Here is a 26,730-nt window from a genome sequence, read left to right on the forward strand (position 1 = left end):
GGGCGGCGTCGACCGGGCCCGTCCGCACACGCGACGACGCCCGCGGCGGGTGCCGCGGGCGTCGTCGTCGAATCAGGGGGAACGCGTCAGCGCGAGCGCTGCTGGAGGCGCTGCAGGTTCAGGATGACCACCGCTCGCGCCTCCAGTCGGATCCAACCGCGCTGCACGAACTCGGCGAGAGCCTTGTTCACGGTCTCGCGCGAGGCACCGACCAGCTGAGCGAGCTCCTCCTGGGTGAGCTCGTGGGCCACCAGGATGCCGTCCGTGGCGGGGCGCCCGAAGCGGTCCGCAAGGTCCAGCAGAGCCTTGGCCACGCGCCCGGGAACGTCCGAGAACACGAGGTCCGCGAGGTTCTCGTTGGTGCGGCGCAGCCGGCGGGCCAGTGCCTGCAGCAGCTGGGCTGAGACCTCGGGGGAGCGCTGGATGACCTTGCGCAGGTTCTCGTGCTTGAGCCCGGCCAGTCGCGTCTCGGAGACCGCGGTGGCGGAGGTGGAGCGGGGGCTGGGGTCGAACAGGGCCATCTCGCCGAAGATCTCGCCCGGGCCCATGACGGCCACCAGGTTCTCGCGGCCGTCGCTGGCCGTGCGGCCGAGCTTCATCTTGCCGGAGACGATGAAGTAGAGCTGGTCTCCCGGGTCGCCCTCGTAGAACAGGGTGGCACCGCGGGAGAGATCCACCTCCGTGATCTCCTCGGTCAGAGCGGCGAACGCCTCGTCGTCCAAAGAAGCGAACAGGGGAGCGCGGCGCAGGACGTCTGTATCCAAGGTGTATCTCCTCACCAAAGTCGGGGGGCACCCCGCAGGGGTGCATGCGTGCTTACGGTCCATCGTAACGAGTTTCACACCGCTCGTGGCCACTCCTGCGTTGTGCCCAGTGTGAACACCCGGGGAGCTCTGCGGTGGCAGCGCCGCCCGCTTCTCCCACCGGCGGTGCACGCTTTGCCCAGGCCCCCGCCGTATGCTCGGCTCCACACGTGGCCGATCCCCGCGTGCCCCCACACCGTGAGGACCTCCATGAGTCTGTCCCTGAACCTTCTGGACGTGCTGCTCGTCCTGGTGCTGATCGCGTACCTGGTGGCGGGTTTCCGCCGGGGGTTCTTCCGCTCCTCCGCCTCCCTGGCCGGGCTGGTGCTCGGCGCCGTGGTGGCGTTCTGGGCGGGTCCCGTGGTGGCCGCCTACGTGAGCGGCGAGTGGCGGATTCCCGCCGTGCTGCTCACGGTGCTCGTGCTCCTGGGCCTCGGCCAGTACCTCGGCTCCACGCTGGGCGGCGCCCTGGCCCGGATCACTGAGAAGACGGGGCTGGGGGTGCTCGACCGGCTGGGCGGGGCGGTGCTCAACGTGGCGGTCGCCGGGATCATCATGACGCTGCTGGGTTCCCTGGTGGGACAGATGGGCCTGCCCGCACTGTCCCAGCAGGTGGCGTCCTCCCAGGTGCTGCGCGGCATCGAACGCCTCACCCCGGAACCGGTGCGCAACGCCATGACCCAGACCCGCAACGCGGTGAGCGGCTCCCAGGGCATCCGTCAGCTGGATGAGCTGCTGTTCCCCACGCAGGCCGTCCCGGACCCGAAGGACACCCCCGACTCGCAGGTGGTGGCGGACGCCGGCCAGTCCGTGGTGCAGGTCTACGGCACCGCGGCGCAGTGCGCCCAGAACCAGACGGGCTCGGGCTTCGTGGCGCAGGACGGCACCGTGGTCACCAACGCCCACGTGGTGGCCGGAGTGGACCAGCCCGTGGTCCAGACAAGGGACGGGCAGGTCTACCGCGCGCAGACGGTGCAGTACGACGCCGCCTCCGACCTCGCGGTGCTGCGCGTCCCCGATCTCCCGGATACACCGCTGCCACTGGAGGACTCCGCGGTGCAGGGCGAGACGGTCTCCTTCGCGGGCTACCCGCTGGGCGGTCCGTACACGCTGCGTCCCGCCACCGTGCAGGGCGAGGCGGTGGCCCCGGTGCAGAACGTGACCACCGGCGAGACCCAGACCCGCAGCATCATCCAGTTCGCGGGCAACGTGGAGCAGGGCAACTCCGGTGGGCCGCTACTCAACGACTCGGGCCACGTCGTGGGTGTGGTGTTCGCCAAGGCTGTTACGGACCAGGTGGGCTACGCCATCCCGGTGGCCCGTGTCACCGAGATCCTGGACGCCGCCGAGCAGTCCACGCAGGCCGTCTCCACGGGTCAGTGCGTGGCCTCCTGAGCCGTGTGCGCCCACGGGGCCGCGCGAGGTGGCCTGCGCGGCGGCAGGACCCGGGCGCCGTCGTCGTCCGCGCGCCGTCGTGGTCCGGAAGAGTCGTCATGCGGGCAGCGCTCTGGCCCGGGGAAGCGCCCCTGCCCCTGAGGGCTCAGCGCAGCCCGAGATGCTGGGCGACAACGTCCACGCCGAACTCGTAGCCCAGGATCCCCGCGCCCGCGATCACCGCGGTGGCCTGCGGGGACACGAAGGACGTGTGGCGGAAGGCCTCGCGCCGGTGCACGTTGGAGATGTGGACCTCCACCACCGGCACCTCGCACATCTCCAGCGCGTCGTGGATTGCCACCGAGTAGTGCGTGAGGGCCGCCGGGTTGATGACAATCCCGCAGGCCTGCGTGCGCGCCTGCTGGATCCACTCCACGATCTGGCCCTCGTAGTTGGACTGCTCGAAGACCACGTCCAGCCCGTAGGTCTGGGCGCGGGCCCGCACGTTCGCCTCCACGTCCGTGAGGGTCGCGTGACCGTAGACCTCGGGCCTGCGGGTGCCCAGGGTGTTGAGGTTGGGGCCGTTGAGGACGTAGACCGGTAGCTCGTTCATGGCCCCATTGAACACGACGCGCGCACGACATCAGCTCGGCACGGGCCCGACGCGCGTTCCGCCGGGCGCGGGTGGGACGCCACGACGCCGCCGCGGTGCCTCCCGTGCGAGAGGCGCCGCGGCGGCGTCGTGGGTGGTGCCGTACCGTGGCCGCGCCGGTGGCGGACCCGGACGGGGCGCTGGCTACTCGCCCAGGGAGTCCACGATCTGCTGCATGACCGTCTGGTCCGCGAGTGTGGAGACATCCCCCACGGGGCGGTCCTCGGCGACGTCCTTGAGCAGGCGACGCATGATCTTTCCGGAGCGCGTCTTGGGCAGCTCGGGGACGATCAGAACCTTCTTGGGCTTGGCGATCGGGGAAATCTCGGTGCCCACGTGCCCGCGGATCTCCTCCGCCAGCTCGGTCTTGTCCCGGTCCTCGGCGGTGGCCTGGTCCGAGAGGATCACGAACGCGAAGACCGCCTGGCCCGTGGTCTCGTCCTTGGCGCCCACCACGGCCGCCTCCGCGACGGACGGGTGGGAGACCAGCGCGGACTCGATCTCCGGGGTGGAGAGACGGTGGCCGGAGACGTTCATGACGTCGTCCACGCGCCCCAGGATCCAGATGTCCCCGTCCGCGTCCCGCTTGGCGCCGTCGCCGGCGAAGTACTTGTCCCCGAACTGGCCCCAGTAGGTGTTCACGAAGCGCTCGTCGTCGCCCCAGATGGTCCGCAGCATGGACGGCCACGGCTCGCGGACCACCAGGAAGCCGTCCGTCTCGTTGGGCAGGGATGTGCCGGCGTCGTCGACGACGTCCACCGCGATCCCCGGCAGCGGAACCTGCGCGGAGCCCGGCTTGGTCGCGGTCACGCCGGGCAGCGGGGAGATCATCATGGCGCCCGTCTCGGTCTGCCACCACGTGTCCACGATGGGGCAGTGGTCCTGGCCGATCACCCGGCGGAACCAGGTCCACGCCTCCGGGTTGATGGCCTCGCCCACGGTGCCCAGCAGGCGCAGCGAGCTGAGGTCCCACTCGGCGGGGATCTCCTCGCCCCACTTCATCATGGTGCGGATGGCCGTGGGGGAGGTGTAGAGGATGCTCACGCCGTACTTCTGCACGATCTCCCAGAAGCGGCCGCGGTGCGGGGAGTCCGGGGTGCCCTCGTAGATCACCTGGGTGGCACCGTTCACGAGCGGCGCGTAGGTGATGTACGTGTGGCCGGTGACCCAGCCGACGTCCGCGGTGCACCAGTAGACGTCCGTCTCCGGCTTGAGGTCGAAGACGTACTTGTGGGTGAACGCCGCCTGGGTGAGGTAGCCGCCGGTGGTGTGCAGGATGCCCTTGGGCTTCCCGGTGGTGCCGGAGGTGTAGAGGATGAACAGCGGGTCCTCGGCGTTCTGCTCCGAGGGGGTGTGCTCCGTGGAGGCCTCTCCCACGACGTCGTGCCACCACACGTCCCGGCCGTCCTGGAACGCGACGTCCTCGCCGTTGCGCTTGACGACCACCACGTGGTTGACGGTCTCCCCGCCCTTCTCCAGTGCGGCGTCCACCGCGGGCTTGAGTGTGGTGGGCTTGCCGCGGCGGTAGGAGCCGTCCGCGGTGACCACGAGCTTCGCCTCGCCGTCCTCGATGCGCGAGCGCAGGGCGTCCGCGGAGAAGCCGCCGAAGACCACCGAGTGGATCGCGCCGATGCGCGCGCACGCGAGCATGGTGATCACGGCCTCCGCGATCATGGGCAGGTACACGGCCACGCGGTCGCCCTTGGAGACGCCGAGGGACTCGAACGCGTTGGCGGCCTTGGAGACCTCGTCCTTGAGCTGCGCGTAGGTGTAGACGGCGCTGTCACCGGGCTCGCCCTCGAAGTACAGGGCCACGCGGTCCCCGTTGCCGGCCTCCACGTGGCGGTCCACCGCGTTGTACGCGGCGTTGAGGGTGCCGTCCTGGAACCACTTGGCGAACGGCGGGTTGGACCAGTCCAGGACCTCCGTGAAGGGGGTGGACCAGGTGAGCAGGTCGCGGGCCTGGTCGGCCCAAAACTCCTGGCCCTTCGCCTCGGCCTCCTCGTAGAGCTCCGCGGTGGCATTGGCCTGCGCCGCGAACTCCTTGCTGGGCGCGAAGGTCTTCGGCTGGGATGCTGCGGGTTCCGGGGTCATGGTGCTCCTTCACTGGGCCGACCCGCACCGCACGCGGCGGTACGTGGTGCAGTTCACATTCTGTGCTCCACCTTAGACGAGGAGCTGCACCCCGCTCCATCGTGTGCGGGCAGGTGTCGTGCGGGCCCGGGCGCACCCGCCCGGGCCCGGCCTCCCGGTTTGACCGGCCACCCCGGGCCCAGCATGATCGAGGGCATGGACACCCCCGCCGCAGCAGCCCACGTGCGCTTCGTGACGCCGCGGCAGGCGGAGCAGGCGGCCGCGCGGCGTCGTCGTGCCGGGACCGAGACAGACCTGTCCAGGACGCGGCGTGCGCGGCGGATCCAGCGTGTGCTCGCGCAGACCTACCCCTACGCCGTGGCTGAGCTCGACTTCGACGACCCCTGGCAGCTGCTCGTGGCCACCGTCCTGTCCGCGCAGACTACCGACATCCGCGTCAACGAGGTCACGCCCCGACTGTTCGCCGCCTACCCCGGCCCGCGGGAACTGGCTGAGGCGCCTGCCGAGGACGTGCAGGAGGTGGTGCGCTCGCTCGGCTTCTACCGCTCGAAGGCACGCTCGATCCAGGCCCTGGCCACGCGCATCGTGGACGAGTACGACGGCGCCGTCCCCGGCACGGTCGAGGACCTCGTGAGCCTTCCCGGTGTGGGACGCAAGACCGCGAACGTGGTGCTCGGCAATGCCTTCGACGTCCCGGGGATCACGGTGGACACCCACTTCGGGCGGCTTGCACGCCGCCTCGGGTGGACGGAGAACGAAGACCCCGTCAAGGTCGAGAAGGACGTGGCCGCTCTGTTCCCGTCCGCACTGTGGACCGAACTGTCCCACGAGCTGATCTACCACGGGCGGCGGATCTGCCACTCCCGCAAACCCGCGTGCGGGGTGTGCCCCGTGGCGGACCTGTGCCCCTCCTACGGCGCCGGACCCACGGATCCCGACGCGGCGCGGAAGCTGCTCGGCTACGAACTGAAACCCGGCCGCGAGGACCTGCTGGCCAGGTTCATGGCGGGACGCACCCGGCGGCAGCTGCGCGCCGAGGGACACACGCTCAGCGCGTGAGAGGACGGACGATGACCACTTCTTCCCCGATCCAGGGCGGGCCCCGCGAGCAGCTGGTGGAGCTCGCGCGGCACGGCGACTCCGTGATCATGCACGACCGCGAACCCTGGCGGATCGGTGAGCTGGACGAGAACTACCGGCACTCCGCGGTGCTCATCCTTTTCGGTGCGCTGGACAGCGTGCCCTCCGCCTACGCCGAGCACGCGGAGGGCCCCGGGCGGGACCTGGACGTGCTGCTGGTGCAGCGTGCCTCCACCCTGCGCGCGCACCCCGGGCAGGTGGCCTTCCCCGGAGGCCGGCTCGACCCGCCGGACGGGCAGATCGGCACGTTCCTGGACGCCCCCGCAGGGCGGGTCAGCGCCCCTCACGTGCGCGCCGCGCTGCGCGAGGCCCACGAGGAGACGGGCCTCGATCCCGAGGGCGTGGACGTGCTCGGTGCGCTGCACCCTGTGCCGCTGCCGGTGAGCAACCACCTGGTCACGCCGGTGATCGGGTGGTGGTGCAAGGAGTCCCCCGTGGACGTGGTGGACCACGCGGAGTCCTCGCTCGTGTTCCGAGTGCCCGTGCTGGACCTCATCAACCCCGCCCACCGGTACTACGCGACCGTCACCCGCGGCGCGTACACCTACAAGTCCCCGGCGTTCGACGTGCACGTTGCTGGGGTGGCCGAGACCGTGACCGTGTGGGGCTTCACGGGGGTCGTCCTGGACCGGATCCTGGACCGGCTCGGGTGGTCCGTGGAGTGGGACCGCTCGGTGAAGCGGCCGGCGCCGGGTGCGGGTCCGGGGGAGTAGAGGGACTCGGCCGACGACGCAGGGGCCGCTCGGCCGTGGCTACTTCGCCTCCGCGTAGGACCTGACCACGTTCGTCGCCACCGGGACCTCCACGGGGACCGTTCCGAACACCGTGCGCACCGCCTGCTCCGCGGCGTCGACCACCAGTTCCCGTACCTGTTCCGCGTGCTCCTCGGCGCAGTCGACCATGACCTCGTCGTGCAGGAAGAAGACCAGCCGCGCATCCAGACCCGACCGGTGCAGGCCCTGGCGGATGAGACCGAGCCACGCGAGCGCCCACTCGGCCGCCGAGCCCTGCACCACGAAGTTGCGGGAGAACCTGCCGTGGCTGCGGGCCTCACGGGTGGCACGGTGCTCGCCAGCCTCGGTGTCGGTCGCGCGCTGGACCTCGAACCACTCCGGCCCCGGCGCGGGGGACCAGCGGCCCAGGTACGTGCAGACCTGCTGACCGCGTTCGCCCACCCGGGCGGCGTGCTCCACGTAGCCCACCGCTCGCGGGAACAACCTCGTCAGCTGGGGCATGAAGCGCCCCGCCGCGCCCGACGTCGCCCCGTACATCGCACCGAGCAGCGCGACCTTCGCGTCCGCGCGCTCCGTCAGTTCCGTGCGGCGTGCCTGGCCCTGCTCGGCGATGGACGCGTAGAGGTCGCGGCCGCGCGAGGCCTCGGCCAGGGCGTCGTCGCGCGCGAGGATCGCGAGCACGCGCGGTTCCAACTGGGCGGCGTCCGCGACGACGAGCGCGCGTCCCGGCTCGGCCCGCACGGCGTCGCGAATGTACTTGGGGATCTGCAGCGCACCACCACCGCGGGCGGCCCACCTCCCGGTGACGACGCCGCCCACCACGTACTCGGGGTGGAACCGGCCGTCCTGCACCCAGGTCTCCAGCCAGTGCCAGCCCGTGGCGGAGAAGACGCGCGAGAGCTTCTTGTACTCCAGCACGGGCGCCACCACGGCCACACGCTGCTCCTGCGGCTGGCCGTTGACGAGCGTCCAGTCCTGGAGCTTCCACGCGCGGGTGGTGTCCACGTCCACCCCGGCGTTGCGCAGGGCCTTGAGCAGCTCCACGGGGGAGTCGGGGTTCAGGGTGGGCGCGGCGAGCACCTCGCGCACCCGCTCTGCGAGTTCCTGCATGCGGGCGGGGCGTTCCTCACCCCTGGGCTCCGGACCCAGCAGGTCCTCGAGGATCGCGCGGTGGACCTCCGTGTTCCACGGGATGCCACGGTGGCGCATCTCCTCGGCGACCAGCGCGCCCTGGGACTCCAGGCCGAGAAGGCGCCCCAGCCTCGCGGGATTGCGCGCACTCGCGCAGGCCTTCGTCTGTGCCGCAAGCTCCGCGGTCAGTTCGTCGATGCCCGGGCCGGTCTCGGAGGCAACAGCGAACAGCGAGCCCTGATTCGCGGCCACCGGTGCCCGCGGGCCCGGGGCGTGGCGGGCGGCCGGGGGGTCGACGACGGGCCGGTAGTCGAGCGGGTGCGGCACGTTCGCCTCGGAGCCGACCGCGGTCCCGGTGCCTTGATATGTCCCTCCAGCCCGCGGATTCTGGGTCTGAGGGGGTGTTCCAGACGTCGGGTTGCCCGCCGGTGCGGTCGCAGGCGGGGCACCCGAGCCGGGAGCCGTGGACGCGGTCGTCAGGATGGTCGAGCACAGCCCGAGGTCCCGGCAGCGGCTCACCCACACGCCCGCCGTGTTCAACAGGGCAACGGGGACGGAGGTGTCCAGCCACGTCCACACCGGTGGCGCCACACCGGCCCGGTGAGCGGCCTCCTCACGCTGGGCGACGAGACGGGGAAACTCGGCGTCCGTGACCGTGAGGTCGTCCCCCGCGCGCTCGCCGTCCGCGGAGACCACCCGCAGGACCCAGGTCCCGGGCTCGGCGGCGGCCACCACAATGTGCATGGGCCTCATTATGCGGTGGGTGTCCGACGCCGCGCCGGAGGCGTCACCCCGCCGCGAGCACGTCCCGGGAGCGGGTGTGCTTGCGCGCCAGCCGCGCGCGGGTCTCCTCGTCCAGCAGGGCGGTTCGGGCGGGGTCGGTGCTGTCGTCCCGATCCGCCTGTTCCACGGCACGCGCCAGGGGATGAGCGGCCACACGCCGGTAGTAGACGTCTCTCCCCCCTGCCGCCGGGTCATGGCGTCCGCCCCGGTCACGATCTCCTCGGGGAAGTCCTCGCGGAGATCGTCGAGTGTGACCCCGGTGTCCTCCACGACGTCGTGCCGCCACCCCACCACCTCTGCGGCCTCCTCCTGACCTGCCGGGGCGAAGTGGCGTGCCCGGTCCGCCACGCGGGCCGGAGCACCGCGGCGTCGTCGGCAGGGGTCGGACGGCGGTGGGAGACTCGGTGCATGACGAGCGAGCCGAACGACGAGCAGGACGTCCCCTGGGCCATGCAGCTGGTGGTGCACCGGGACCGCGCGAACCCGGCGCGGGAGGTGGACGTGGCGGAGGCGGCCGCGCGCGCCGTCGTGACCCTGCTGGCGGACGAACGCAGCGTTCCCGGCGGGCCGTGGCACGAGGCCGTGCGGACGTGGCGGGACGTGCAAATCCGCAAACTCGTGCGGCGCGCGGAGGGCAAACGGTGGGACGACGTCCAGCAGCTGCCCGGCGTGACCGTGCGGCAGGAGGGGGCGGGGGACTACGGGGACGCGATCGTGCGGGCGTTCGTGCCGGCGCCGGTGCAGCCGCTGCCGAAGGCCCTCCACAAGCTCCAGGTCTCGGGGACGAACTTCCCGGAGGACGGCGATTCGGCGTCGTCGGGCGCCGTGGTGACTGTGGAGGTGGCGCCCGGGCTCGGCATCTCGACCGGGAAGCTGGCCGCGCAGTGCGGGCACGCCGCGCAACTCGCCTGGGAGGTTCTGCCCGGGGACGTGCGCGAGCGGTGGGCGGCCGACGGCTACCGGGTGCGCGTGGTGTTCCCGTCGCGGGTGCAGTGGGATGCCGCGCGGCGACCGGTCACCGTCACGGACGCCGGACTGACCGAACTGGACGGGCCCACGGACACGACCCGGGCGTGGTGGTGACGGTCCTTCCCCGTGGCCGTGGCGGGGGACGACGACGCTCGGTCACCTCGCGCTGCTACGCGTCTTCGCGAGCAGAGACGGCCTGGGGCGGGGGTTTCATGGACCGCACGGGGGAACGCGTAGAGGTTCTTCCCGCGGCGACCCCAGCTGGTGATGTCCAGGGGAAACGCAGGGCGGCAGGCGGCAGTCGCCTCGGACTCGGTGGTCGGCACCGGTTCCACGGAGAAGCGGATGCGCTCACCCCAGGAGGAGGAAGAGATGCCGGTGGTGATGCTTCCTCCCTCCGCGGTGTTCGTCCGAAGTCCCAGCTCGGGGTCGTGGAGACACACGTCGTCGATCACCCGGGGGACATCAACTGCGGGACGATTGACGACGGTGCTGCACCGACGCTTGGCGCCGTCGACCGTCGTCCCCATCCCCTTCTCCTGCCGGTTCTTCGCCCGCTGTGCAACGACGGCTGCGGCTGCGGTGGCGGTGGTGACCACGACCACCACCAGGGCGACCTGGAGCAACCACCATCCCAGTGCTTTCACAACCGATGACCTGTTCACAGGTTTGATGTCCATCAATCCATGGGTGGGAATCATGGCTGTGGCCACAATGGCCGATCGGCCGGAGTTGGGCTGAGCCGCGCCGGGCGCACTCCTGTTCCGGTCTTCTGGACGGGGCTCGTCCTGGCCAGTTCACCGGCCGCACCACCGCAGCCCGACACCCGCGGCGGGCATCCTCCACAGGCCGTCGCACCGTCGCGGCGATGGCCTGGGCCTCCACAATCGGAGGGCCTCCGGGCCATGTGACGGCCCACCCCGACCACCGTGGGGGCATGACCAGCGCACCCCTTACAGGCCCCGGCACCCGGACCCGTCGGTCCCACCGTGCGGACACGTCAGCGCCCGTGCCGCCCGCCGCTGCGGGGGGCGGGGAGCTTTCCGTTTCTTCGCCGATCGCGGCGCGCAGTTCCCCGCAGCAGAGCCGGGTCGGGACCCCGTCGCACCGATCACAGCCCACCGGGCCCGAGGCTGCGGACCACCGCCCCGCCGTTCCCCGCGCCATGGCGGGAGCCGCACGCGGGGTGCATCTTCTCAGCACCTGCCCGCAGCTTGTGGAAGCCGTCGAGGCGGTGTGCATCGGGGTGGGTGTGCCGCTCTCGGTGACGTCGGGTGCCCAGCGGACGCGGGCGACGTCGTCGGAGCTGCTTCTCGTGGACGCCGCTCTGGGCGGTGACGAGGTGCCCCGCGGTGCCGTGATCGTGGCGCTCGCCGAGCAGGGCGACGCGTGGGACGCCGCCGCTCGCCGTGGTGCCTCGGCCGTGGTGGTGCTGCCCCACGCGGCGGCGTGGCTCGCCGAACTGATCTCCCGCTCGACCGCGCCCGAGGGGCCGATCGCGCTCGGGCGCGTGTACGGCGTCGCCGGCGCCACCGGGGGAGCGGGTGCCACCACCCTCGCGTGCTGGCTCGCCGGGCACTTCGCCGGGGACGGGACGCGGACCGCACTGGTGGACGGCGATCCCCTCGGCGCGGGTCTGGACCTCGCCCTCGGAGAGGAGACCGCCGACGGGCTGCGGTGGCCGGAGCTGAACCAGTTCTCCGGCGCCGTCGCCGCGGATCAGCTGTGGGCGGCCATGCCGCGGGTGGACTCCCTGCGCTACCTCTCGTGGGACCGCCGGGCCACCCACACGGACACGGTTCCCGCAACCACGGTGGTTGCCGCGCTGCGGGGCGCCGCCGACGTGCAGGTCGTGGACCTCTCACGCACAGAACTGGAGGAGCAGGCACGGTGGTGCGACGCCGTCGTGGTCGTGACGCCCCGCACCGTCCGTGGCGCGCTCGCCGCGGACCACACCGTGAGACGCTGCGGGCCGGTTCCCGTCGTGACCGCCTTGGCGGGGCTCAACGTGGCGGACCTGGAGGCCCGCGTGCTCGCCGAGACCACGGGTGTCCCGTGCGCGGCCACGATCGGCTTCGATCCCCGGGTGCCGCAGCACCTCGACGACGGCACCGTCCTGCGCCGCGGCCGTCGTCCCCGCCACGCAAGAGCGGTGGCAAGCATCGCGCAGGCCCTGGGAGACCTGTCGTGAACGCCGCCGGCACTCGGGGCGGTGCCGCCGAGCTCGACGACGCCTTCGTCGCCCAGGTCCGCGAACGCCTCCTTGCAGAAGGCGGTGCGATCACGGACACCCGGATCGCCCGGGCTGTTCGGGAGACCGGCCGCGTGCTCGGAGCCGTGGGATCGGTGCGGGCCGCCCTGCACGTGAAGGCCCAGCTGACCGGTCTCGGCCCCCTGGAACCGCTGCTGCCCACCACGGGTCTGAGTGACGTCTACGTCAACGGCCACGAGAATGTCTTCATCGAGACCCTGGACGGGATCCGCCGGGTGGACAGTCCGTTCACGTCCGAGGCCGAGGTGCGGGCGCTCGCGGTGCGGCTCGTGACGGCCGCGGGTCGGCGGCTGGACGACGGCCACCCGTGCGTGGACGTCCAGACCGCCACCGGGCTGCGCGTCCACGCCGTGATTCCGCCGGTCTCCACCTCTGGGACCCTGCTGTCCATCAGGTTCCGGTCCCCGCAACGGCTCTCGCTCGCGGACCTGGTCGCCTCCGGGACGGTGCACCCGTTCCTCGCGGACGTCCTCACCGATGCCATGGCCGCGCGGGCCAACCTCATGATCAGCGGCGCGACCGGCTCCGGGAAGACCACCGTGCTCTCCGCCCTGCTCTCCCGCTGCCCGCCCGAGCAGCGGCTCGTGCTGGTGGAGGACGCCGCCGAGCTGGACCCGCACCATCCGCACGTGGTGGGTCTGCAGTCCCGCCAGGAGAACGTGGAGGGCGCGGGTTCTGTGGACCTCACGGAACTCGTGCGCCAGGCCCTGCGGATGCGCCCGGACTGGCTCGTGGTCGGAGAGTGCCGCGGCGCCGAGGTCCGGGACCTGCTGAGCGCCCTGAACACCGGTCACAGCGGTGCCGGGACGGTGCACGCGAACTCCGCCCGGGCCGTTCCCGCGCGCCTCGCCGCCCTCGGCTCCCTGGCTGGTCTCGACCGCGCTGCCGTGGACCTGCAGGCTGCCAGCGCACTGGACCTCGTGGCGCACGTCAGCCGCACTGCGGCCGGGCGGCGGTTGGACTCGGTGTGCACGCTGGCCCTCGACGACGGCGTGCTGATCACCCTGCCCGCCCTCACCGCGGAGCACGGGCAGCCGGTCAAGGGCCCCGGGTGGAACCGGCTCACCACGCTGCTGGCCCGAGGACGGGAGACGTCATGACCCTCGCCGTCCTCACGGGGATCCTCTTCCTCGCCGCGGCACTCGTCCTGACCGGTGCCCCGGGCTCCCGACGCCGCGTGCGCGCCCTCGCGGGTGGTCTCCGGATGCCTTGGGACGCGGCCGAGCAGCCGTCCCCGCTTGCCCGGTGGCGCCGCCGGGACCGCGCAGGCGAAGCCATGCAGTGGGTTACCGCGGTGCGCCGTCTGGCGGCCCTGCTGCAGGCCGGCCGCTCGCCCTCCTCGGTGTTCGGGGAACTCGTGACGACCTCCCCGACGGCTGATCCCACGGGCCGTTGGATTGCGCGCCTGTGCCGCGACGTGCACGCCGCCGCCCGCGTGGGCGTTCCCGTCTCCACGGGCCTCGCCAGGTTCTCACACGGCTCCGTTCCCGTGGGGGACCGCCAGCTCGCCGGGACCGCCCGCTCGGTGTGCGCTCAGCTCACGGCCTGCTGGGAGATCTCGGAACGCTCCGGGGCTCCCCTGGGACAGACCCTCGGGGGAGTCGCCCGTTCCCTCGAGTCCCAGCTCGACGCCCAAGCCGCCCGGGACAGCGCCCTCGCCGGTCCCCGCGTCACGGTGCGAACCCTCTCGTGGCTGCCGGTTCTCGCGCTGGGTCTCGGGATGCTCATGGGCACCGACCCGGCGAGCACGCTGCTGACCACCACGTGGGGCAGGCTCGCGCTCGCTGCCGGGGCCGCCCTGAGCATCGCGGGGCGGCTGTGGACACGCGCCCTGCTGCACCGTGCCGAGTCGGTGACGGGAGCGTGATCGCCGCGCTGCTCGCCGGTGCCCTGGGCGCGTGCGGGATGCTGCTGTGGCTCTCTCCCGGGACACGGGTGCCGGGCCTCCGGGCGCGACGCCGCCCGGGTGGGTTCCTGCCGGTGCCGCGTGGTACTCGTCTCGTCGGCTCCACGGAGAGAACTGTCCTGGCAGGAGCACAGCGCTCGGCCCAGAGGTCTCACGGGCTGGCCGCGACCCCTGGGCAGAGACCGGAAACCGGTCACGGAAGTGCGTCCTCGCTCGGTGGGGTCACACCCGGAAACACCGGATCGGAATCTTCCCCGAGCGAGGCGCCTGCGCTGCCCGCCGCAGCCCTCGTGGAACTCACCGCCTGTCAGCTGGACGCTGGGTTGCCGCTCTCGGAGGCCGTCGGCATCCTCTCCGAGGGCTGCGCTGGCACCGCCCATCCGGGGCTCGCCCGGGTCACGGCCGCCCTGCGTCTTGGCCTGCCCTGGGACAAGGCCTGGCCCGCGGACCGCGAACTCTCCCGGGACCTGCGTGACTTCCGGGACGCGCTGGAGTTCACGGCGTCGTCGGCCACGGCGTCCGCGTCCGTGCTGAGGGGGCAGGCCGAACTCGTGCGACGTGCCCAGTACCGCCGTGCCGAGCGGGCGGCCGAAGCGCTCGCCGTGAAGCTCGTCCTGCCGCTGGGCCTGTGCTTCCTGCCCGCGTTCATGTGCTGGGGCGTGGTCCCCGTGCTCATGAGCCTGCTGCCCCGGGTGTTCGAGTCATGACCCGCCCGCGGAGGCACCCGACCGGGCTGGGGCGCGCCCCGCCCGGGTGGCAGCCCAGCTCGCGGTCCTGTCCGCGGCCCGCCCCGTCGCACGTCCCGCACCAACCACACACACCTCACCACGCTAGGAGAACCACCATGTCAACGCTCACCCTTCCCGCCGTCCGCACCGGCCGTCCCGTTCCCGCCGCTGGGACCGAGATCCCGATGGAGACCATCGACCTGCGGCTGCTCGACGCGGTCACGGAGACCGAGGCGTGCACCGTCACCGCGCTCGCGGGACCCGCCACTGCCTCTGTCCCCGTACGCGGTGGAGCACCCGGCCCCGCGTGCGGCCCCGCATCCGGCGGCACCGCACTGGTGCGGGTACCGCAGGCCCTGTCCTGCGACGACCCGGACCTGGGCGCATCGACCGCGGAGTACGCGGTCATCGTGCTGGCTGCCGCGGCGTTCGGCGGGGTCATGGCTGCCGTGCTGTCCTCGGACTCCGTCTCTGGACTGCTGCTCGGCATCATCCAGAAGGCGCTATCGTTCTGAGCCCGACGACGTCGTTGCCCGGGCATCCGTCGCGCGGTCCCCACCCACGGATGGCGGGCCGCGCGACGGTTCAGGGAAGCCGTTCACCTGGTGGCTGCTCCGTCAGTGCAGGGGCAGGACCGCCGTTCCACGGAAGGAAGACCATGGACCATCCACCACCGGCGCGACGGGGCAACCCGGCGGGTGACGCGGACCGCGCGTCCGGAGGCCGCCTCGGCCACCGCGGCAAGCCCGATCCGTCTCACGGCTCCGACCGCACCTTCGGCCGCGGCCCGGACCGCGGGGCGGTGACGGTGGAGACCGCCGTCATCATGCCCGCGCTGATCCTCCTGCTCGCCGTTCTGCTCGCCGCGGCAGCCGCCGGCACCACGACCGTCCGCTTCGAGGAGGCGGCCCGAGCGTCAGCCCGGGCCGCCGCGCGCGGCGAGGACACCGCCGCAGTGGAGGGCGCGGCGCGCAGCGTTGCCGGGAACGACGCCGCGGTGCAGGTCTTCGCGGGCGGGAACCGGGTCACGGTGTCCGTGAGTGGACCCGCCCCGGGTGTCCTGGGGCAGTGGAGCTCCTGGCGGTTGCACGCGGAGGCGACGGCCGCCGTCGAGAACCACGGGGGCGACAGTGCCGGGCCGTGAGGACGGTGCTGCGGGGGCCGGGCAGCCACTCCTGGCTCGGGGAGGCCAGTGCGGCGCCTGCGACGGCGGAGGTCCGCACGGCTGGCACCGCGAAGCATGCGGGCCGCGGCCGGGCGATCCCGACGCGGGATCCGGCACCGTTCACGGCACGACCATGGCGGGGGCGCTGTGCTTCCTGCTCATCGCCCTGCTGCTCGTCGCACAGGCGGGGATCCTCACCCACCGCGCGGCGAAGGCGGCGGACCTCTCGGCGCTCGCCGCGGCGGACGTCGCCAGGGGCCTGAGCTCCGGCATCCCGTGCGACGTCGCCGCGCGGGTGGCGGAGGAGAACGGCGCCCAGCTCGCGGACTGTTCGGTGGTGGCACCGGAGAACACCTCGGTGGACGTCACCGCGACCATCGAGCTGCCGCAGCCGATCACGGGTCTGGGACCGGCCACGGGAGTCTCCCGCGCGGGACCGCCGGCGGGCGAGCCGTGACGGCGTCGTCAGTCCGCCGGGCCCTCGCGGGGCGGCTCTTCGGTGGGCGCGAAGCGCAGCACCCCGTTGAGCAGCTTCAGCGCCCCGGCCTTGTCCAGCGGGTTGTTGCGGTTGCCGCACTTGGGCGACTGCACGCAGGAGGGGCACCCGGACTCGCACTCGCACTGGGCGACCGCGTCCCGGGTGGCGGTGATCCAGCGCCGGAACATGTCGTAACCTCGCTCGGCGAAGCCTGCACCGCCGGGGTGGCCGTCGTGCACGAAGATCGTGGGCAGCTCGGTGTCCACGTGCAGCGCCGTGGAGAGTCCCCCCACGTCCCAGCGGTCGCACGAGGCGAGCAGCGGAAGGAGCCCGATCATCGCGTGCTCAGCGGCGTGCAGCGCCCCGGGGATCTCTGGCTCCTCGATGCCCATCGAGGCCAGCTGGGCGCCGGAGACCGTGAACCACGTGGCCACGGTGGACAGCTGCCGCGGAGGGAGCTCGAGCGGCTCCTCCCCGGCCACCTCGTTGGAGGCGGTGAGCTTGCGCTGGTAGCTGACCACCTGCGTCGTCACGTCCACCTCTCCTCGGTGGATGGTCACAGGACCCCAGGACACCGTGTCCGCCACGGAGCGCACGCGCACCTCGGTGACGTCGCGGGCCACCGTGTAGAAGTCCGGGAACGCGCGCCGCACTGCGGCCACGTTCAGCTCCTCGTCCAGCTCGTCCACCAGGTACGTGCGGCCCTGGTGCACGTACACCGCGCCGGGGTGCGCCTGGTAGTGCGACTGTGGAGCACCCATGGTCCCCAGCACGGATCCGGTGTCCGTGTCGATGATCTGCACGGGCCCGCCGTCCCCGGAGCGGATGGAGACCATTGCGGCAGGCTGCTCGGAGCGGGTCCAGAACCAGCCGGAGGGCCGACGTCGCAGGTGACCGGCGTTCGTGAGGGAGTCCACGACGTCGTGCGCCGTGGGGCCGAAGCGCGCCAGCTCGTCCGGGCGCAGCGGGAGTTCGGCGGCCGCCGCGCACAGGTGGGGGGCGAGCACGTAGGGGTTGGACGCCTCGAAGACCGTGGCCTCCACCGGGACGTCGAAGATCGCCTCCGGGTGGTTGACCAGGTAGCCGTCCAGGGGGTCGTCCGCCGCGATCAGCGCCGCGAGCGCGCGCTGTCCGGAGCGCCCGGCGCGACCGATCTGCTGCAGGAAGGAGGCCCGGGTGCCGGGCCACCCGGCGACCAGCACGGCGTCGAGCCCCGCGATGTCGATGCCGAGCTCCAGTGCGGAGGTGCTCGCCACGGCGAGCAGGCGTCCGTCCCGCAGCTGCTGCTCGAGCTCCCGGCGCTCCTCCGGCAGGAACCCCGAGCGGTAGGCCGCCACGCGGTGACCGAGGGAGGCGTCCACCTCCTCGAGCTGCCGGCGGGCGTTCTGGGCAATGGTCTCCGCACCGCGGCGGGAGCGGATGAACGCAATGGTGCGGATCTGGCGCAGCACCAGGTCGGTGAGCATGTCCGAGGCCTCGGCGGTGACCGTGCGACGCCGCGGGGCGCCGTTGTCCGAGCCGCCGGGGGACTGCTCCGGCTCCCACAGCACCACGGTGCGGGAACCGCGCGGGGAGGTGTCCTGCTCCACCGCGGTGACGTCCGCGGGATCCGCGCCGATGAGCTTGGCGAAGGACTCCTGCGGGGAGGCGCTGGTGGCGGAGGCCCCGATGAAAGTCGGAGAAGCACCGAAGTGCGCGGCGATCCTCGTGAGGCGGCGCAGCAGGACCGCCACGTGGGAGCCGAAGACCCCGCGGTAGGAGTGTGCCTCGTCCACGATCACGTACCGCAGCCGGCGGAAGAACCGGGACCAGCCCGCGTGGTGCGGCAGGATCGCGTGATGCAGCATGTCCGGGTTGCACAGGATCACGTCCGCATGCTCACGGATCCAGCGCCGCTCGGAGGGGTCGGTGTCCCCGTCGTAGGTGGCGGTGCGCACGTCCTCGAAACGCAGCGAGCGCAGGGAGGAGAGCTGGTCCGCCGCGAGCGCCTTGGTGGGGGAGATGTACAGCGCGGTGGCCTCGTCCGGGTGGTGCAGCATCCCGGGGCGCTGGGCCACGGCCAGTTTCCCGCGGTGGACGGCGTCGAGCACGAGCGACTGGTAGACCAGCGATTTGCCGGAGGCCGTTCCCGTGGCCACGATCGCGTGGCGGGGTGCGTCCAGCGCGGCTACCTGGTGCGCGTAGGGCTCGTGGATGCCAAGCCGTTCGTAGGCGGCGACGACGTCCGGGTGCAGCCATGCGGGCCACGGCGCGTGGGTGGCCTGCCGCTCCGGAATCTCGCGCACGTGGCGCACCTGCTCGGGGCGCGGACCGCGGCCGAGCAGGTCCACCATCTCCTGCGACGTCGTCATCCCCTCATTGTCCCCCAGCGCACCTGCCGGATCCGCGCCTCCCGCGCCCGCAGCGCCCTCGTCCGCGGCGGGCGAAGAGCGGAATGCTGTGCACCGCCCGCTCGGGGTCGGTGCGTGGAATCATGGAACCATGGACAACACCGAGCACCCCATGAACATCGCCCACGAGCAGGACGACTCCCGGCAGGAGCCGCCCGTGACCGAGCTGAGCGAAGCGGAGAGCTGGGAGCTGCTCAAGCAGTCCCGTTTCGCGCGCCTGGCCACCCGGGACGGGGACGAGATCGACATCACCCCGCTGAACATCGTCACGGACGGTGAGAAGCTGTTCTTCCGCTCGGCCAAGGGCACCAAGGTGCTGCACCTGCAGCTGAACCCCAACGTCACGGTGGAGATCGACCGCGCCGCTGGCTCGCAGGCGCACTCCGTGGTGGTCCGCGGAACCGCGGCCATGGTCACGGACACGGAGCAGATCAAGCATGTGGAGGAGCTCGGGCTGCGGCCGTGGCTGGAGACGGAGAAGATCGAGTTCGTGGAGATCACCCCCACGCGCATCACTGGCCGCAAGTTCCGCCTGGGACACTGAGGGTGGCGGACACGCAGCACGGCAGCGCCCAGCGCGGCACGGGGCTCCCCGATTCCGGCGGGCTCTCCGACGTCGGCGCCCGCCCCGATGCCAGCGCTCTCCCTGACTCCGGGGCTGTGCTCGATCCCGGGTTCAGGCCCGAGTTCAGTACCGTTCCGGGCGCTCCGCGTTCCGACGACCCCGCGGCGCTGCGGGAGCTGCACACGGACCTCACGGCCGCGGGGTTCACCGTGGACGGGGTCACCGAGCTGGTCGGCGAGCAGGCCATGTCCGCGTGGTCGCGGGACGAGGCCGTCCCTGCCCGACGGGCGCTGGAGCGTCACTGCCACGCGGCTCCGGCGCTGGCGACCCTCGCCTCCTTCTTCCTGCTGGGGGATCCCGTCCCGGCCGCGGCGCTCGACGCCGCCCTGCCCACCGTGGGCGCGGCGGGCCTGCGCGCCCTGGGACTTGTCGAGGACGGCCCCTCCGACGACGCCCTGCTGGCGACGATGGATCTGCGCCCCTACGCCACGGACGCCTCGGACGAGTGGTTCGTGGCGAGCGACCTCGGTGCCTTCCAGCGCCCGGGGGTGCTGCGCCACGACCACGTGCTGGGCATCGGCGGGGCCTCCACCACGCTCGTGCAGTCGACGCCGCGCCGCGCGGTGGACCGCGCCCTGGACCTCGGCACCGGCTGCGGGATCCAGACCTTCCACCTGCTCTCCCACGCCCACCACGTCACGGCCACGGACATCTCCGACCGCGCCCTGGCCACGGCGCGCTTCAACCTGCTCCTCAACGCGGAGGCCCTCGGCCTGGACGCGGAGGACCTCGATGCCCGTGTGAGCCTGCGGCGCGGCAGCCTGCTCGAGCCCGTGGCCGGGGAGAGCTTCGACATGGTGGTCTCCAACCCGCCGTTCGTCATCACGCCGCGTACCCCCGGCGACGACGCCGAGCGCTACACCTACCGCGACGGCGGCCTGCCCGGGGACCGCCTCGTCAGCGACCTGCTCGGCTCGCTTCCGGACGTGCTGAACCCGGGCGCCACGGCGCACATGCTCGCGAACTGGGAGATCCCCGAAGATCCCGACGCTGGCCCGGAGGAGACGTGGTCCCGCCGGCCGGCGTCCTGGATCGCCCCCGGAATCGGTGCGTGGTTCATCCAGCGCGAGCTGCAGGACCCGTGCGAGTACGCGGAGACGTGGTTGCGCGACGCTTCGCAGCAGCGGGACCTCGCACACTACGAGGCCGCCTACCGCGCCTACCTGGAGGACTTCGACTCCCGCGGCGTCGTGGCGGTGGGCTTCGGCATGGTGTGGCTCTACCGCCCCGCCGCGCAGGACGCCGCCCCCGCGCCGCGCATCTTCGAGAGCATTCCGCACCCCCTCCAGCAGCCGATTGCCCCGGCCCTGGGTGCCGAGTGGGACCGGATGCTGCGCCTGGCGGCCGATGGCGGCGGAAGCGGCAGCGACGGCGAGCTGGGTGCAACAGCCGGGCACGACCTCGTCGGGACCGCCCACGACGGCTGGCAGGACCGGCACTACACGGTCGCGCAGGACGTGACCGAGGAGCGCCACGGCGCGCCCGGCGCGGAGGACCCAGCCCTCATCCTGCTGCGCCAGGGCGCGGGGCTGCGGCGCACCGCGATCCTCTCGAGCGAGGCCGCCGGTTTCACCGGGGTGTGCGACGGGGAGCTCAGCGCCCGTCAAATCCTCACGGCGCTCGGCTCGCTGCTCGGCTGGGAGGTCGGCCCGGCGCCCCAGCTGCTGCGCGAAATCAAAGCCCTGATCGGGCACGGCTTCCTGGTGGAGGTGTAAGACTGATCCCATGAGTGAGAATGCGAATCCCGTTCAGACCATGGACTCCCAGCGCGTGTGGGAGCTGCTGAGCGAGTTGCCGTACGGCCGTCTGGCCGTGCAGGCGGCGGGATTGGTGGACATCTTCCCGGTCAACCACGTGGTCAGCCACCGCAGGTTGTTCTTCCGCACCGCGCAGGGCACCAAGCTCGCGAGCCTCGTGGTGAACAACCACGTGGCGTTCGAGGTGGACCGGGTGCGCGACGGCCACGTGGAGTCCGCGGTGGTCCACGGCCGGGCCCGCCGGCTGGAGACGCGCGCAGAGCTGGAGGCGGCCGAGCAGCTGCCCCTGCAGCAGTGGGCGCCCACCGAGAAGTTCCACTTCGTGGTCCTTGAGCCGGACGACGCCACGGGACGAGAGTTCACCCTGGGCTCTGACCCGGCGTGACGGTGCGTACCGTACGCTGACGGTTCGGGAGCGGCACGGCACCGGCCCCGGGAAGGACCCGGGCGCCGTCGTGGGGCACCGAGCGCGAGGAACAGGAACAGACCCGGCGAGGACGCGCGGGTCATGACGAGGAGCACTATTGGCATCCAAGGCCACCAAGAACGCCGGTACGGGCAAGAGCCTGCTGATCGTGGAGTCACCGTCCAAGGTGAAGACGATCGCGGGGTACCTCGGGGACGCCTACGAGGTGGAGTCCTCCATGGGCCACATCCGCGACCTGCCCCAGCCCTCGGAGCTGCCCACGGACATGAAGAAGGGTCCGTACGGCAAGTTCGCCGTGGATGTGGAGCACGAGTTCGACCCGTACTACGTGGTCAACCCGGACAAGAAGAAGAAGGTCACGGAACTCAAGCGCAAGCTCAAGGACGCGGACGCGCTCTACCTCGCCACGGATGGTGATCGCGAGGGCGAGGCCATCGCGTGGCACCTGCTCCAGGTGCTCAAGCCGAAGGTCCCGGTCTACCGGCTCACGTTCCCGGAGATCACCAAGGAGGCCATCGAGCGCGGCTTCGGCCAGCTGCGCGACATCGACCAGGACCTTGTGGACGCCCAGGAGACCCGCCGCATCCTGGACCGCCTCTACGGTTACGAGATCTCGCCCGTGCTGTGGCGCAAGGTCTCCTCCGGGCTCTCCGCGGGACGCGTGCAGTCCGTGGCTACGCGACTCGTGGTCCAGCGCGAGCGGGAGCGGATCGCGTTCGTCCCCGCCGACTACTGGGACCTCACGGGCCAGTTCGCCCGCCCGGAGGGCCAGGACGCCGGGCGCCCGTTCAGCGCGCGCCTGAGCTCCCTCAACGCTCGCCGCGTGGCCACTGGCAAGGACTTCAACGACCGCGGAGAGCTGAAGTCCTCCGCCGCGGACGGGCCGGTCGCGCTCGACGAGACGGTGGCGACGGCGCTCGCGGCCGGGTTGCAGGACGCCGCCTTCGCGGTCCGCTCCCTGGAGACCAAGCCCTACACCCGCCGCCCGGCGGCCCCGTTCACCACCTCGACACTGCAACAGGAGGCGGCCCGCAAGCTGCGGTTCACCTCCCGCACCACCATGCGCGTGGCGCAGCGGCTGTACGAGAACGGCTACATCACCTACATGCGAACGGACTCGGTGGCGCTGTCCGACCAGGCCGTCAACGCGGCTCGGGCGCAGGCCAAGGAGCTCTACGGGGCCGAGTTCGTGCCCGCCTCCAAGCGCGTGTACGCCTCCAAGTCCAAGAACGCCCAGGAGGCCCACGAGGCCGTGCGCCCCGCCGGGGACCGCTTCCGCACGCCGTCGCAGGTGCGCTCTCAGCTGTCCGTGGACGAGTTCAAGCTCTACGAGCTGATCTGGAAGCGCACTGTGGCCTCGCAGATGGAGGACGCCAAGGGCAGCACTGCCACCGTGCGCCTGGGTGCCGAGGCCACCGCCGCCGCGGGAGACCACGCCGGGGACGACGCCGAGTTCTCGGCCTCCGGAACCGTCATCACCTTCCGCGGGTTCCTGGCCGCGTACGAGGAAGGCCGGGATGTGAACCCGGAGCTCGCGCAGGACTCCGGGAAGAAGTCGCAGAAGGACGAGGACAAGCGCCTGCCCGTGATGTCCGAGGGGGACGCGCTGGACGCCTCCGAGGTCACCGCGGACGGGCACACGACCACCCCTCCGGCGCGCTACACCGAGGCGTCCCTGGTGAAGACGCTGGACGAGCTCGGCATCGGGCGCCCGTCCACGTACGCCGCCACGATCTCCACGATCATGGACCGCGGCTACGTGCAGGTGCGCGGCTCGGCGCTGATCCCGTCCTGGCTCGCGTTCTCCGTGGTGCGTCTGCTCGAGGACCACTTCTCGGACTACGTGGACTACGACTTCACGGCGGAGCTCGAGGACGACCTGGACCGGATCGCCCGCGGCGAGGCCGAGCGCGTGAAGTGGCTCTCTGGCTTCTACTTCGGGGAGAACCCGTCCGAGCCCGGGCTCAAGCCCATCGTGGACGACCTCGGGGAGATCGACGCCCGCGCGGTGAACTCCATCCCCATTACGGACGAGATCACCCTGCGCGTGGGCAAGTACGGCCCCTACCTGGAGGCCGGCGGCACCGTGGACCCGGAGACGGGCGAGATCAGCGACCCCGTGCGGGCGAACGTCCCCCTGGACCTCGCCCCGGACGAGCTCACACCGCAGAAGGCGCGGGAGCTCATGGAGATCGGCAAGGCGGACGGCCGCGAGCTGGGGGTGAACCCGGAGAACGGTCGGACGATCGTGGCCAAGGACGGCCGCTACGGACCGTACGTCACCGAGATCGTGCCCGAGCCCACCCAGGAGGAGCTCGACGCGATCCCCACGGAGTACTACAAGAACGGCAAGCCCAAGCCCAAGAAGATCGAGAAGCCCAAGCCCAGCACGGCGTCGCTGTTCTCGTCCATGAACCTTCAGGACATCACGCTCGACGACGCCCTGAAGCTGCTGTCCCTGCCGCGTGAACTCGGCCAGGACACGGACGGCGAGACGATCACCGTGCAGAACGGCCGCTACGGCCCCTACCTGAAGAAGGGCTCGGACTCGCGCTCCCTCTCCTCCGAGGACCAGATCTTCACGATCACCCTGGACGAGGCGAAGACCATCTACGCCCAGCCGAAGCAGCGGGGGCGCCAGGCCGCCAGGCCGCCGCTCGCGGACCTCGGCGCGGATCCGCTCACCGAGAAGCGGATGGTCATCAAGGAGGGCCGCTTCGGTGCGTACATCACGGACGGGGAGACCAATGTGACGGTCCCGCGCGCGGAGGCGATCGAGCAGATCACCGCCGCCCGTGCGTCCCAGCTGCTCGCGGAGAAGCGTGCGAAGGGCCCCGCCCCGGCGAAGTCAGGCTCGCGACCCCGCGCGAAGAGCACGACCGCCAAGAAGCCCGCAGCCAAGAAACCTGCCGCCTCGAAGGCGACGGCGAAGAAGTAGCACCCTGCTCCATCGGGGTCCGTCGCACGGCGGGCCCCGACATGGCCGCTCACGGGAGCGTCCGCACGCCCTCGACCGAAGCGAAGGAACAGCATGAGGCTCTCCGTCCTGGACGTCGGCTCGAACACGGTGCACCTGCTGCTGCTGGACGTCTATCCCGGGTCCCGCCCGGAGCCGTACGCGTCCCACAAGGTGGCGCTGCGCCTGGTGGACCACCAGGACGAGTTGGGTCGGATCACGGACGAGGGCCGGGACCTGCTGACCGCGTTCGTGGTGGAGGCGCGGGACTTCGCCGTGGAGCACCGGGCGCAGGACCTGCTGGCCTTCGCCACCTCCGCCATCCGTGAGGCCGCCAACGGTGCCGAGGTGCTGGAGCACGTGCAGTCGGTCTCCGGCGTCACGCTCACGGAGCTCTCCGGGGACCAGGAGGCGGCCATCACGTTCTCCGCGGTGCGCCGCTGGTTCGGCTGGAGCGCGGGGCGGGTCCTGGACCTGGACATCGGCGGCGGCTCCTTCGAGATGGCCATCGGCACGAACGCGCTGCCCAGTGTGGCCACCTCAGTGCCGCTGGGGGCCGGCCGGCTGTACCGCGCGTACCTCGCGGGGGCGGACGTGGCCTCTCCCGCTCAGTTCAAGGCGCTGCGCAAGCACGTGCGGACCACGCTGCGCCCGGCGGCGGACCGGATCGCGGCCGGGGGACACCCCAACCTGGTGGCGGGCACGTCCAAGACGTTCCGCTCCCTCGCCCGGATCTGCGGTGCGGCACCGTCGGCCCAAGGTCCGTACGTGCAGCGCGTGATGCACCTGGAGGACCTCCGGCTGTGGACGCGGCGCATGGAGGCCATGTCCGTGACCGAGCGTGCTGACCTGCCCGGGGTCTCCGTGCAGCGCGCCGCACAGGTGGTCGCGGGCGCGATCGTGGCGGAGACCGCCATGGACGTGCTCAAGATCGAGACCCTGCAGATCTCCCCGTGGGCCCTGCGGGAGGGGCTGATCCTGCGTCGCATGGACCGGCTGGTGCGGGACTCCGCCAGCGAGACCGTCGACCCGAAGGACCTGGTGACCAGTTCATGAGCGAGAAGAACGTCGAGTACCGTCCGCACGTGGCGCTGTCCACGAGCTCTCTCTACCCGCAGGGCGTGCCCGAGACCTTCGAGGTGGCCCAGCGGCTGGGCTACGACAGCGTGGAGGTGCTCGTGACGCACGAGCGCATGAGCCAGCTGACGCACCAGCTGCTGGACAACGTCCAGAAGTACCAGATCCCCATCTCCACGATCCACGCGCCCACGCTGCTGTTCACGCAGCAGGTGTGGGGCAAGGCCTGGACCAAGGTGCAGATGGCCGCGAAGCTCACCCACCAGGTGGGCGCCGAGGTGGTGGTGGTGCACCCGCCCTTCCGGTGGCAGCGCAAGTACGCCAAGAACTTCGTGGCGGGCGTCCGGGAGGTCTCGCGCATGACGGACACGAAGATCTCCGTGGAGAACATGTACCCGTGGCGCGTGGCCGGGCGGGAGGCAGTGGTCTACTCACCGCACTACAGCCCGCTGGGCCAGGACTACGAGTGGGTCACGTGGGACTTCTCCCACGCAGCCACCGCGAAGATGGACTCCCTCGCGGCGGTCAAGGAGATCGGCCCGCGGCTGGGCCACGTGCACCTCACGGACGGCTCTGGCGAGACGCTCGCGGACGAGCACCTGCTGCCGGGCCACGGTGTGCAGCCGGTTGCCGAGACGCTGCAGTACCTGCGCGACCAGCGCTGGCAGGGCGTGGTGGGTGTGGAGGTCTCTACGCGCAAGTCCCGGGACACGGACCAGCGCGACAAGTGGCTCGCGGAGTCCCTCGACTTCGCGCGGCGGCACATGACGGTGGAAGGAACCGCGTCGTGACATCAGATTCCTCAGCGGACGCGGACCGGGACGAGACCGCCTCCCATCTCCAGGGGGAGTACTTCCCTGTCGTTCATCTCACGGTGGCCGAGCGGGACGGCACGCCCGTGGGGTACTCGAGAACCCTCGACGGCGGGCTGGAGATGCTCTTCGTCGATGCATCCCAGCGGGGCAGCGGCGTGGACGGCGCCCTGCTCACGCACGTCCTCGCCACCCAGGGCGTGACCCGGGTGGACGTCAACGGGCAGCACCCCGGGGCACGCGGCTTCTACGAGCACCACGGCTTCTGTCCGGTCGGCCGCGACGAGACCGACGACGCCGGGCGCCCCTATCCGGTCGTGCACCTGGCGCTGGAGGCCGGAGAGGAAGAGAACCTAGGTCGCGGCGGGGCGCGCCGCGCGATAGCGTCATGGACGAGACCGCGAGCATGACGGCCCCAGGCCCACCGGCCGGTCACGAAAGGTGGGCCCTGGAGTGC

General features: G+C 71.8%; 24 protein-coding genes. 18 read left to right on the forward strand and 6 right to left on the reverse strand.

Features of this window, described 5'->3' with window-relative positions; genetic code table 11:
• Positions 1-86: 86 nt before the first annotated feature.
• Positions 87-764, reverse strand: a complete 678-nt coding sequence (locus B3G12_RS04200) for a Crp/Fnr family transcriptional regulator (RefSeq protein ID WP_144940882.1) — start codon at positions 762-764, stop codon at positions 87-89.
• A gap of 249 nt (positions 765-1,013) precedes the next feature.
• Here B3G12_RS04200 and B3G12_RS04205 point away from each other — a divergent pair, with 249 nt between their 5' ends.
• Entirely contained in the window at positions 1,014-2,198 is a 1,185-nt protein-coding gene (locus B3G12_RS04205; protein ID WP_126874484.1) for a MarP family serine protease, read from the forward strand.
• Between the two features lie 145 nt (positions 2,199-2,343).
• Here the strand turns inward: B3G12_RS04205 and aroQ are convergent, their stop codons facing one another.
• Positions 2,344-2,790, reverse strand: coding sequence for a type II 3-dehydroquinate dehydratase (gene aroQ, locus B3G12_RS04210; protein WP_055082321.1), 447 nt, complete (start codon positions 2,788-2,790; stop codon positions 2,344-2,346).
• Positions 2,791-2,973: 183 nt separating this feature from the next.
• On the reverse strand, positions 2,974-4,923 hold the full coding sequence (gene acs / locus B3G12_RS04215; RefSeq protein WP_055082323.1) for an acetate--CoA ligase: 1,950 nt from the start codon (positions 4,921-4,923) through the stop codon (positions 2,974-2,976).
• 195 nt (positions 4,924-5,118) lie between these two features.
• Here acs and nth point away from each other — a divergent pair, with 195 nt between their 5' ends.
• Positions 5,119-5,982: an endonuclease III gene (gene nth, locus B3G12_RS04220; RefSeq protein ID WP_290499232.1), complete on the forward strand. Its 864-nt coding sequence runs from the start codon at positions 5,119-5,121 to the stop codon at positions 5,980-5,982.
• Between the two features lie 11 nt (positions 5,983-5,993).
• A complete protein-coding gene (locus tag B3G12_RS04225) occupies positions 5,994-6,776 on the forward strand; it encodes an NUDIX hydrolase (protein ID WP_290499233.1) in 783 nt (260 codons plus the stop codon).
• A 39-nt stretch (positions 6,777-6,815) separates the two neighbouring features.
• Here the strand turns inward: B3G12_RS04225 and B3G12_RS04230 are convergent, their stop codons facing one another.
• A complete protein-coding gene (locus tag B3G12_RS04230) occupies positions 6,816-8,672 on the reverse strand; it encodes a bifunctional 3'-5' exonuclease/DNA polymerase (protein WP_290499235.1) in 1,857 nt (618 codons plus the stop codon).
• Positions 8,673-8,715: 43 nt separating this feature from the next.
• Positions 8,716-8,865: a hypothetical protein gene (locus tag B3G12_RS04235; protein ID WP_290499237.1), complete on the reverse strand. Its 150-nt coding sequence runs from the start codon at positions 8,863-8,865 to the stop codon at positions 8,716-8,718.
• Between the two features lie 254 nt (positions 8,866-9,119).
• Between B3G12_RS04235 and B3G12_RS04240 the strand changes: the two genes are divergently transcribed.
• The 8 genes from B3G12_RS04240 to B3G12_RS04275 all read left to right on the forward strand — a co-directional run bounded on the left by B3G12_RS04240 (position 9,120) and on the right by B3G12_RS04275 (position 16,208).
• Positions 9,120-9,794, forward strand: a complete 675-nt coding sequence (locus tag B3G12_RS04240; protein WP_290499239.1) for a peptidyl-tRNA hydrolase — start codon at positions 9,120-9,122, stop codon at positions 9,792-9,794.
• A 1,072-nt stretch (positions 9,795-10,866) separates the two neighbouring features.
• Positions 10,867-11,871 (forward strand): septum site-determining protein Ssd, encoded by a 1,005-nt coding sequence (gene ssd, locus B3G12_RS04245; protein ID WP_290499241.1) that lies wholly within the window; start codon positions 10,867-10,869, stop codon positions 11,869-11,871.
• Positions 11,868-13,052, forward strand: coding sequence for a TadA family conjugal transfer-associated ATPase (locus B3G12_RS04250; RefSeq protein ID WP_144940864.1), 1,185 nt, complete (start codon positions 11,868-11,870; stop codon positions 13,050-13,052). Before ssd ends, B3G12_RS04250 begins: the two co-directional genes overlap by 4 nt.
• Positions 13,049-13,819: a type II secretion system F family protein gene (locus B3G12_RS04255; protein ID WP_145010036.1), complete on the forward strand. Its 771-nt coding sequence runs from the start codon at positions 13,049-13,051 to the stop codon at positions 13,817-13,819. The genes B3G12_RS04250 and B3G12_RS04255 overlap by 4 nt, the downstream gene beginning before the upstream one ends.
• Positions 13,820-14,148: 329 nt before the next feature.
• On the forward strand, positions 14,149-14,565 hold the full coding sequence (locus B3G12_RS04260; protein ID WP_244944728.1) for a type II secretion system F family protein: 417 nt from the start codon (positions 14,149-14,151) through the stop codon (positions 14,563-14,565).
• Positions 14,566-14,702: 137 nt separating this feature from the next.
• Positions 14,703-15,101 carry a DUF4244 domain-containing protein gene (locus B3G12_RS04265; protein ID WP_290499244.1) on the forward strand — a complete coding sequence of 133 codons (399 nt, stop codon included), beginning with the start codon at positions 14,703-14,705 and terminating at the stop codon, positions 15,099-15,101.
• A 143-nt stretch (positions 15,102-15,244) separates the two neighbouring features.
• Positions 15,245-15,730, forward strand: coding sequence for a TadE family type IV pilus minor pilin (locus B3G12_RS04270; RefSeq protein WP_244944726.1), 486 nt, complete (start codon positions 15,245-15,247; stop codon positions 15,728-15,730).
• Positions 15,717-16,208, forward strand: a complete 492-nt coding sequence (locus tag B3G12_RS04275; RefSeq protein ID WP_344205129.1) for an Rv3654c family TadE-like protein — start codon at positions 15,717-15,719, stop codon at positions 16,206-16,208. The genes B3G12_RS04270 and B3G12_RS04275 overlap by 14 nt, the downstream gene beginning before the upstream one ends.
• A gap of 8 nt (positions 16,209-16,216) precedes the next feature.
• Here the strand turns inward: B3G12_RS04275 and B3G12_RS04280 are convergent, their stop codons facing one another.
• Entirely contained in the window at positions 16,217-18,580 is a 2,364-nt protein-coding gene (locus tag B3G12_RS04280; RefSeq protein ID WP_144940856.1) for a DEAD/DEAH box helicase, read from the reverse strand.
• A gap of 130 nt (positions 18,581-18,710) precedes the next feature.
• Between B3G12_RS04280 and B3G12_RS04285 the strand changes: the two genes are divergently transcribed.
• The 7 genes from B3G12_RS04285 to B3G12_RS04315 all read left to right on the forward strand — a co-directional run bounded on the left by B3G12_RS04285 (position 18,711) and on the right by B3G12_RS04315 (position 26,683).
• The gene (locus B3G12_RS04285) at positions 18,711-19,163 is read left to right on the forward strand and encodes a pyridoxamine 5'-phosphate oxidase family protein (protein ID WP_244944725.1); all 453 of its coding nucleotides are present in this window, start codon (positions 18,711-18,713) and stop codon (positions 19,161-19,163) included.
• 116 nt (positions 19,164-19,279) lie between these two features.
• Positions 19,280-20,959: a DUF7059 domain-containing protein gene (locus B3G12_RS04290; RefSeq protein WP_290499673.1), complete on the forward strand. Its 1,680-nt coding sequence runs from the start codon at positions 19,280-19,282 to the stop codon at positions 20,957-20,959.
• Between the two features lie 10 nt (positions 20,960-20,969).
• Positions 20,970-21,386, forward strand: coding sequence for a pyridoxamine 5'-phosphate oxidase family protein (locus tag B3G12_RS04295; RefSeq protein ID WP_055084392.1), 417 nt, complete (start codon positions 20,970-20,972; stop codon positions 21,384-21,386).
• A gap of 139 nt (positions 21,387-21,525) precedes the next feature.
• Complete coding sequence (gene topA, locus B3G12_RS04300; RefSeq protein ID WP_290499246.1) at positions 21,526-24,366, forward strand: type I DNA topoisomerase; 2,841 nt, start codon at positions 21,526-21,528, stop codon at positions 24,364-24,366.
• A 93-nt stretch (positions 24,367-24,459) separates the two neighbouring features.
• Complete coding sequence (locus tag B3G12_RS04305) at positions 24,460-25,440, forward strand: Ppx/GppA family phosphatase (RefSeq protein WP_290499248.1); 981 nt, start codon at positions 24,460-24,462, stop codon at positions 25,438-25,440.
• Positions 25,437-26,252, forward strand: coding sequence for a sugar phosphate isomerase/epimerase family protein (locus B3G12_RS04310; RefSeq protein WP_290499249.1), 816 nt, complete (start codon positions 25,437-25,439; stop codon positions 26,250-26,252). Before B3G12_RS04305 ends, B3G12_RS04310 begins: the two co-directional genes overlap by 4 nt.
• On the forward strand, positions 26,249-26,683 hold the full coding sequence (locus B3G12_RS04315) for a GNAT family N-acetyltransferase (RefSeq protein ID WP_290499250.1): 435 nt from the start codon (positions 26,249-26,251) through the stop codon (positions 26,681-26,683). The genes B3G12_RS04310 and B3G12_RS04315 overlap by 4 nt, the downstream gene beginning before the upstream one ends.
• Positions 26,684-26,730 lie beyond the last annotated feature (47 nt).

The organism is Kocuria sp. UBA5001, from assembly GCF_002398425.1.
GTDB lineage: Bacteria > Actinomycetota > Actinomycetes > Actinomycetales > Micrococcaceae > Kocuria > Kocuria salsicia.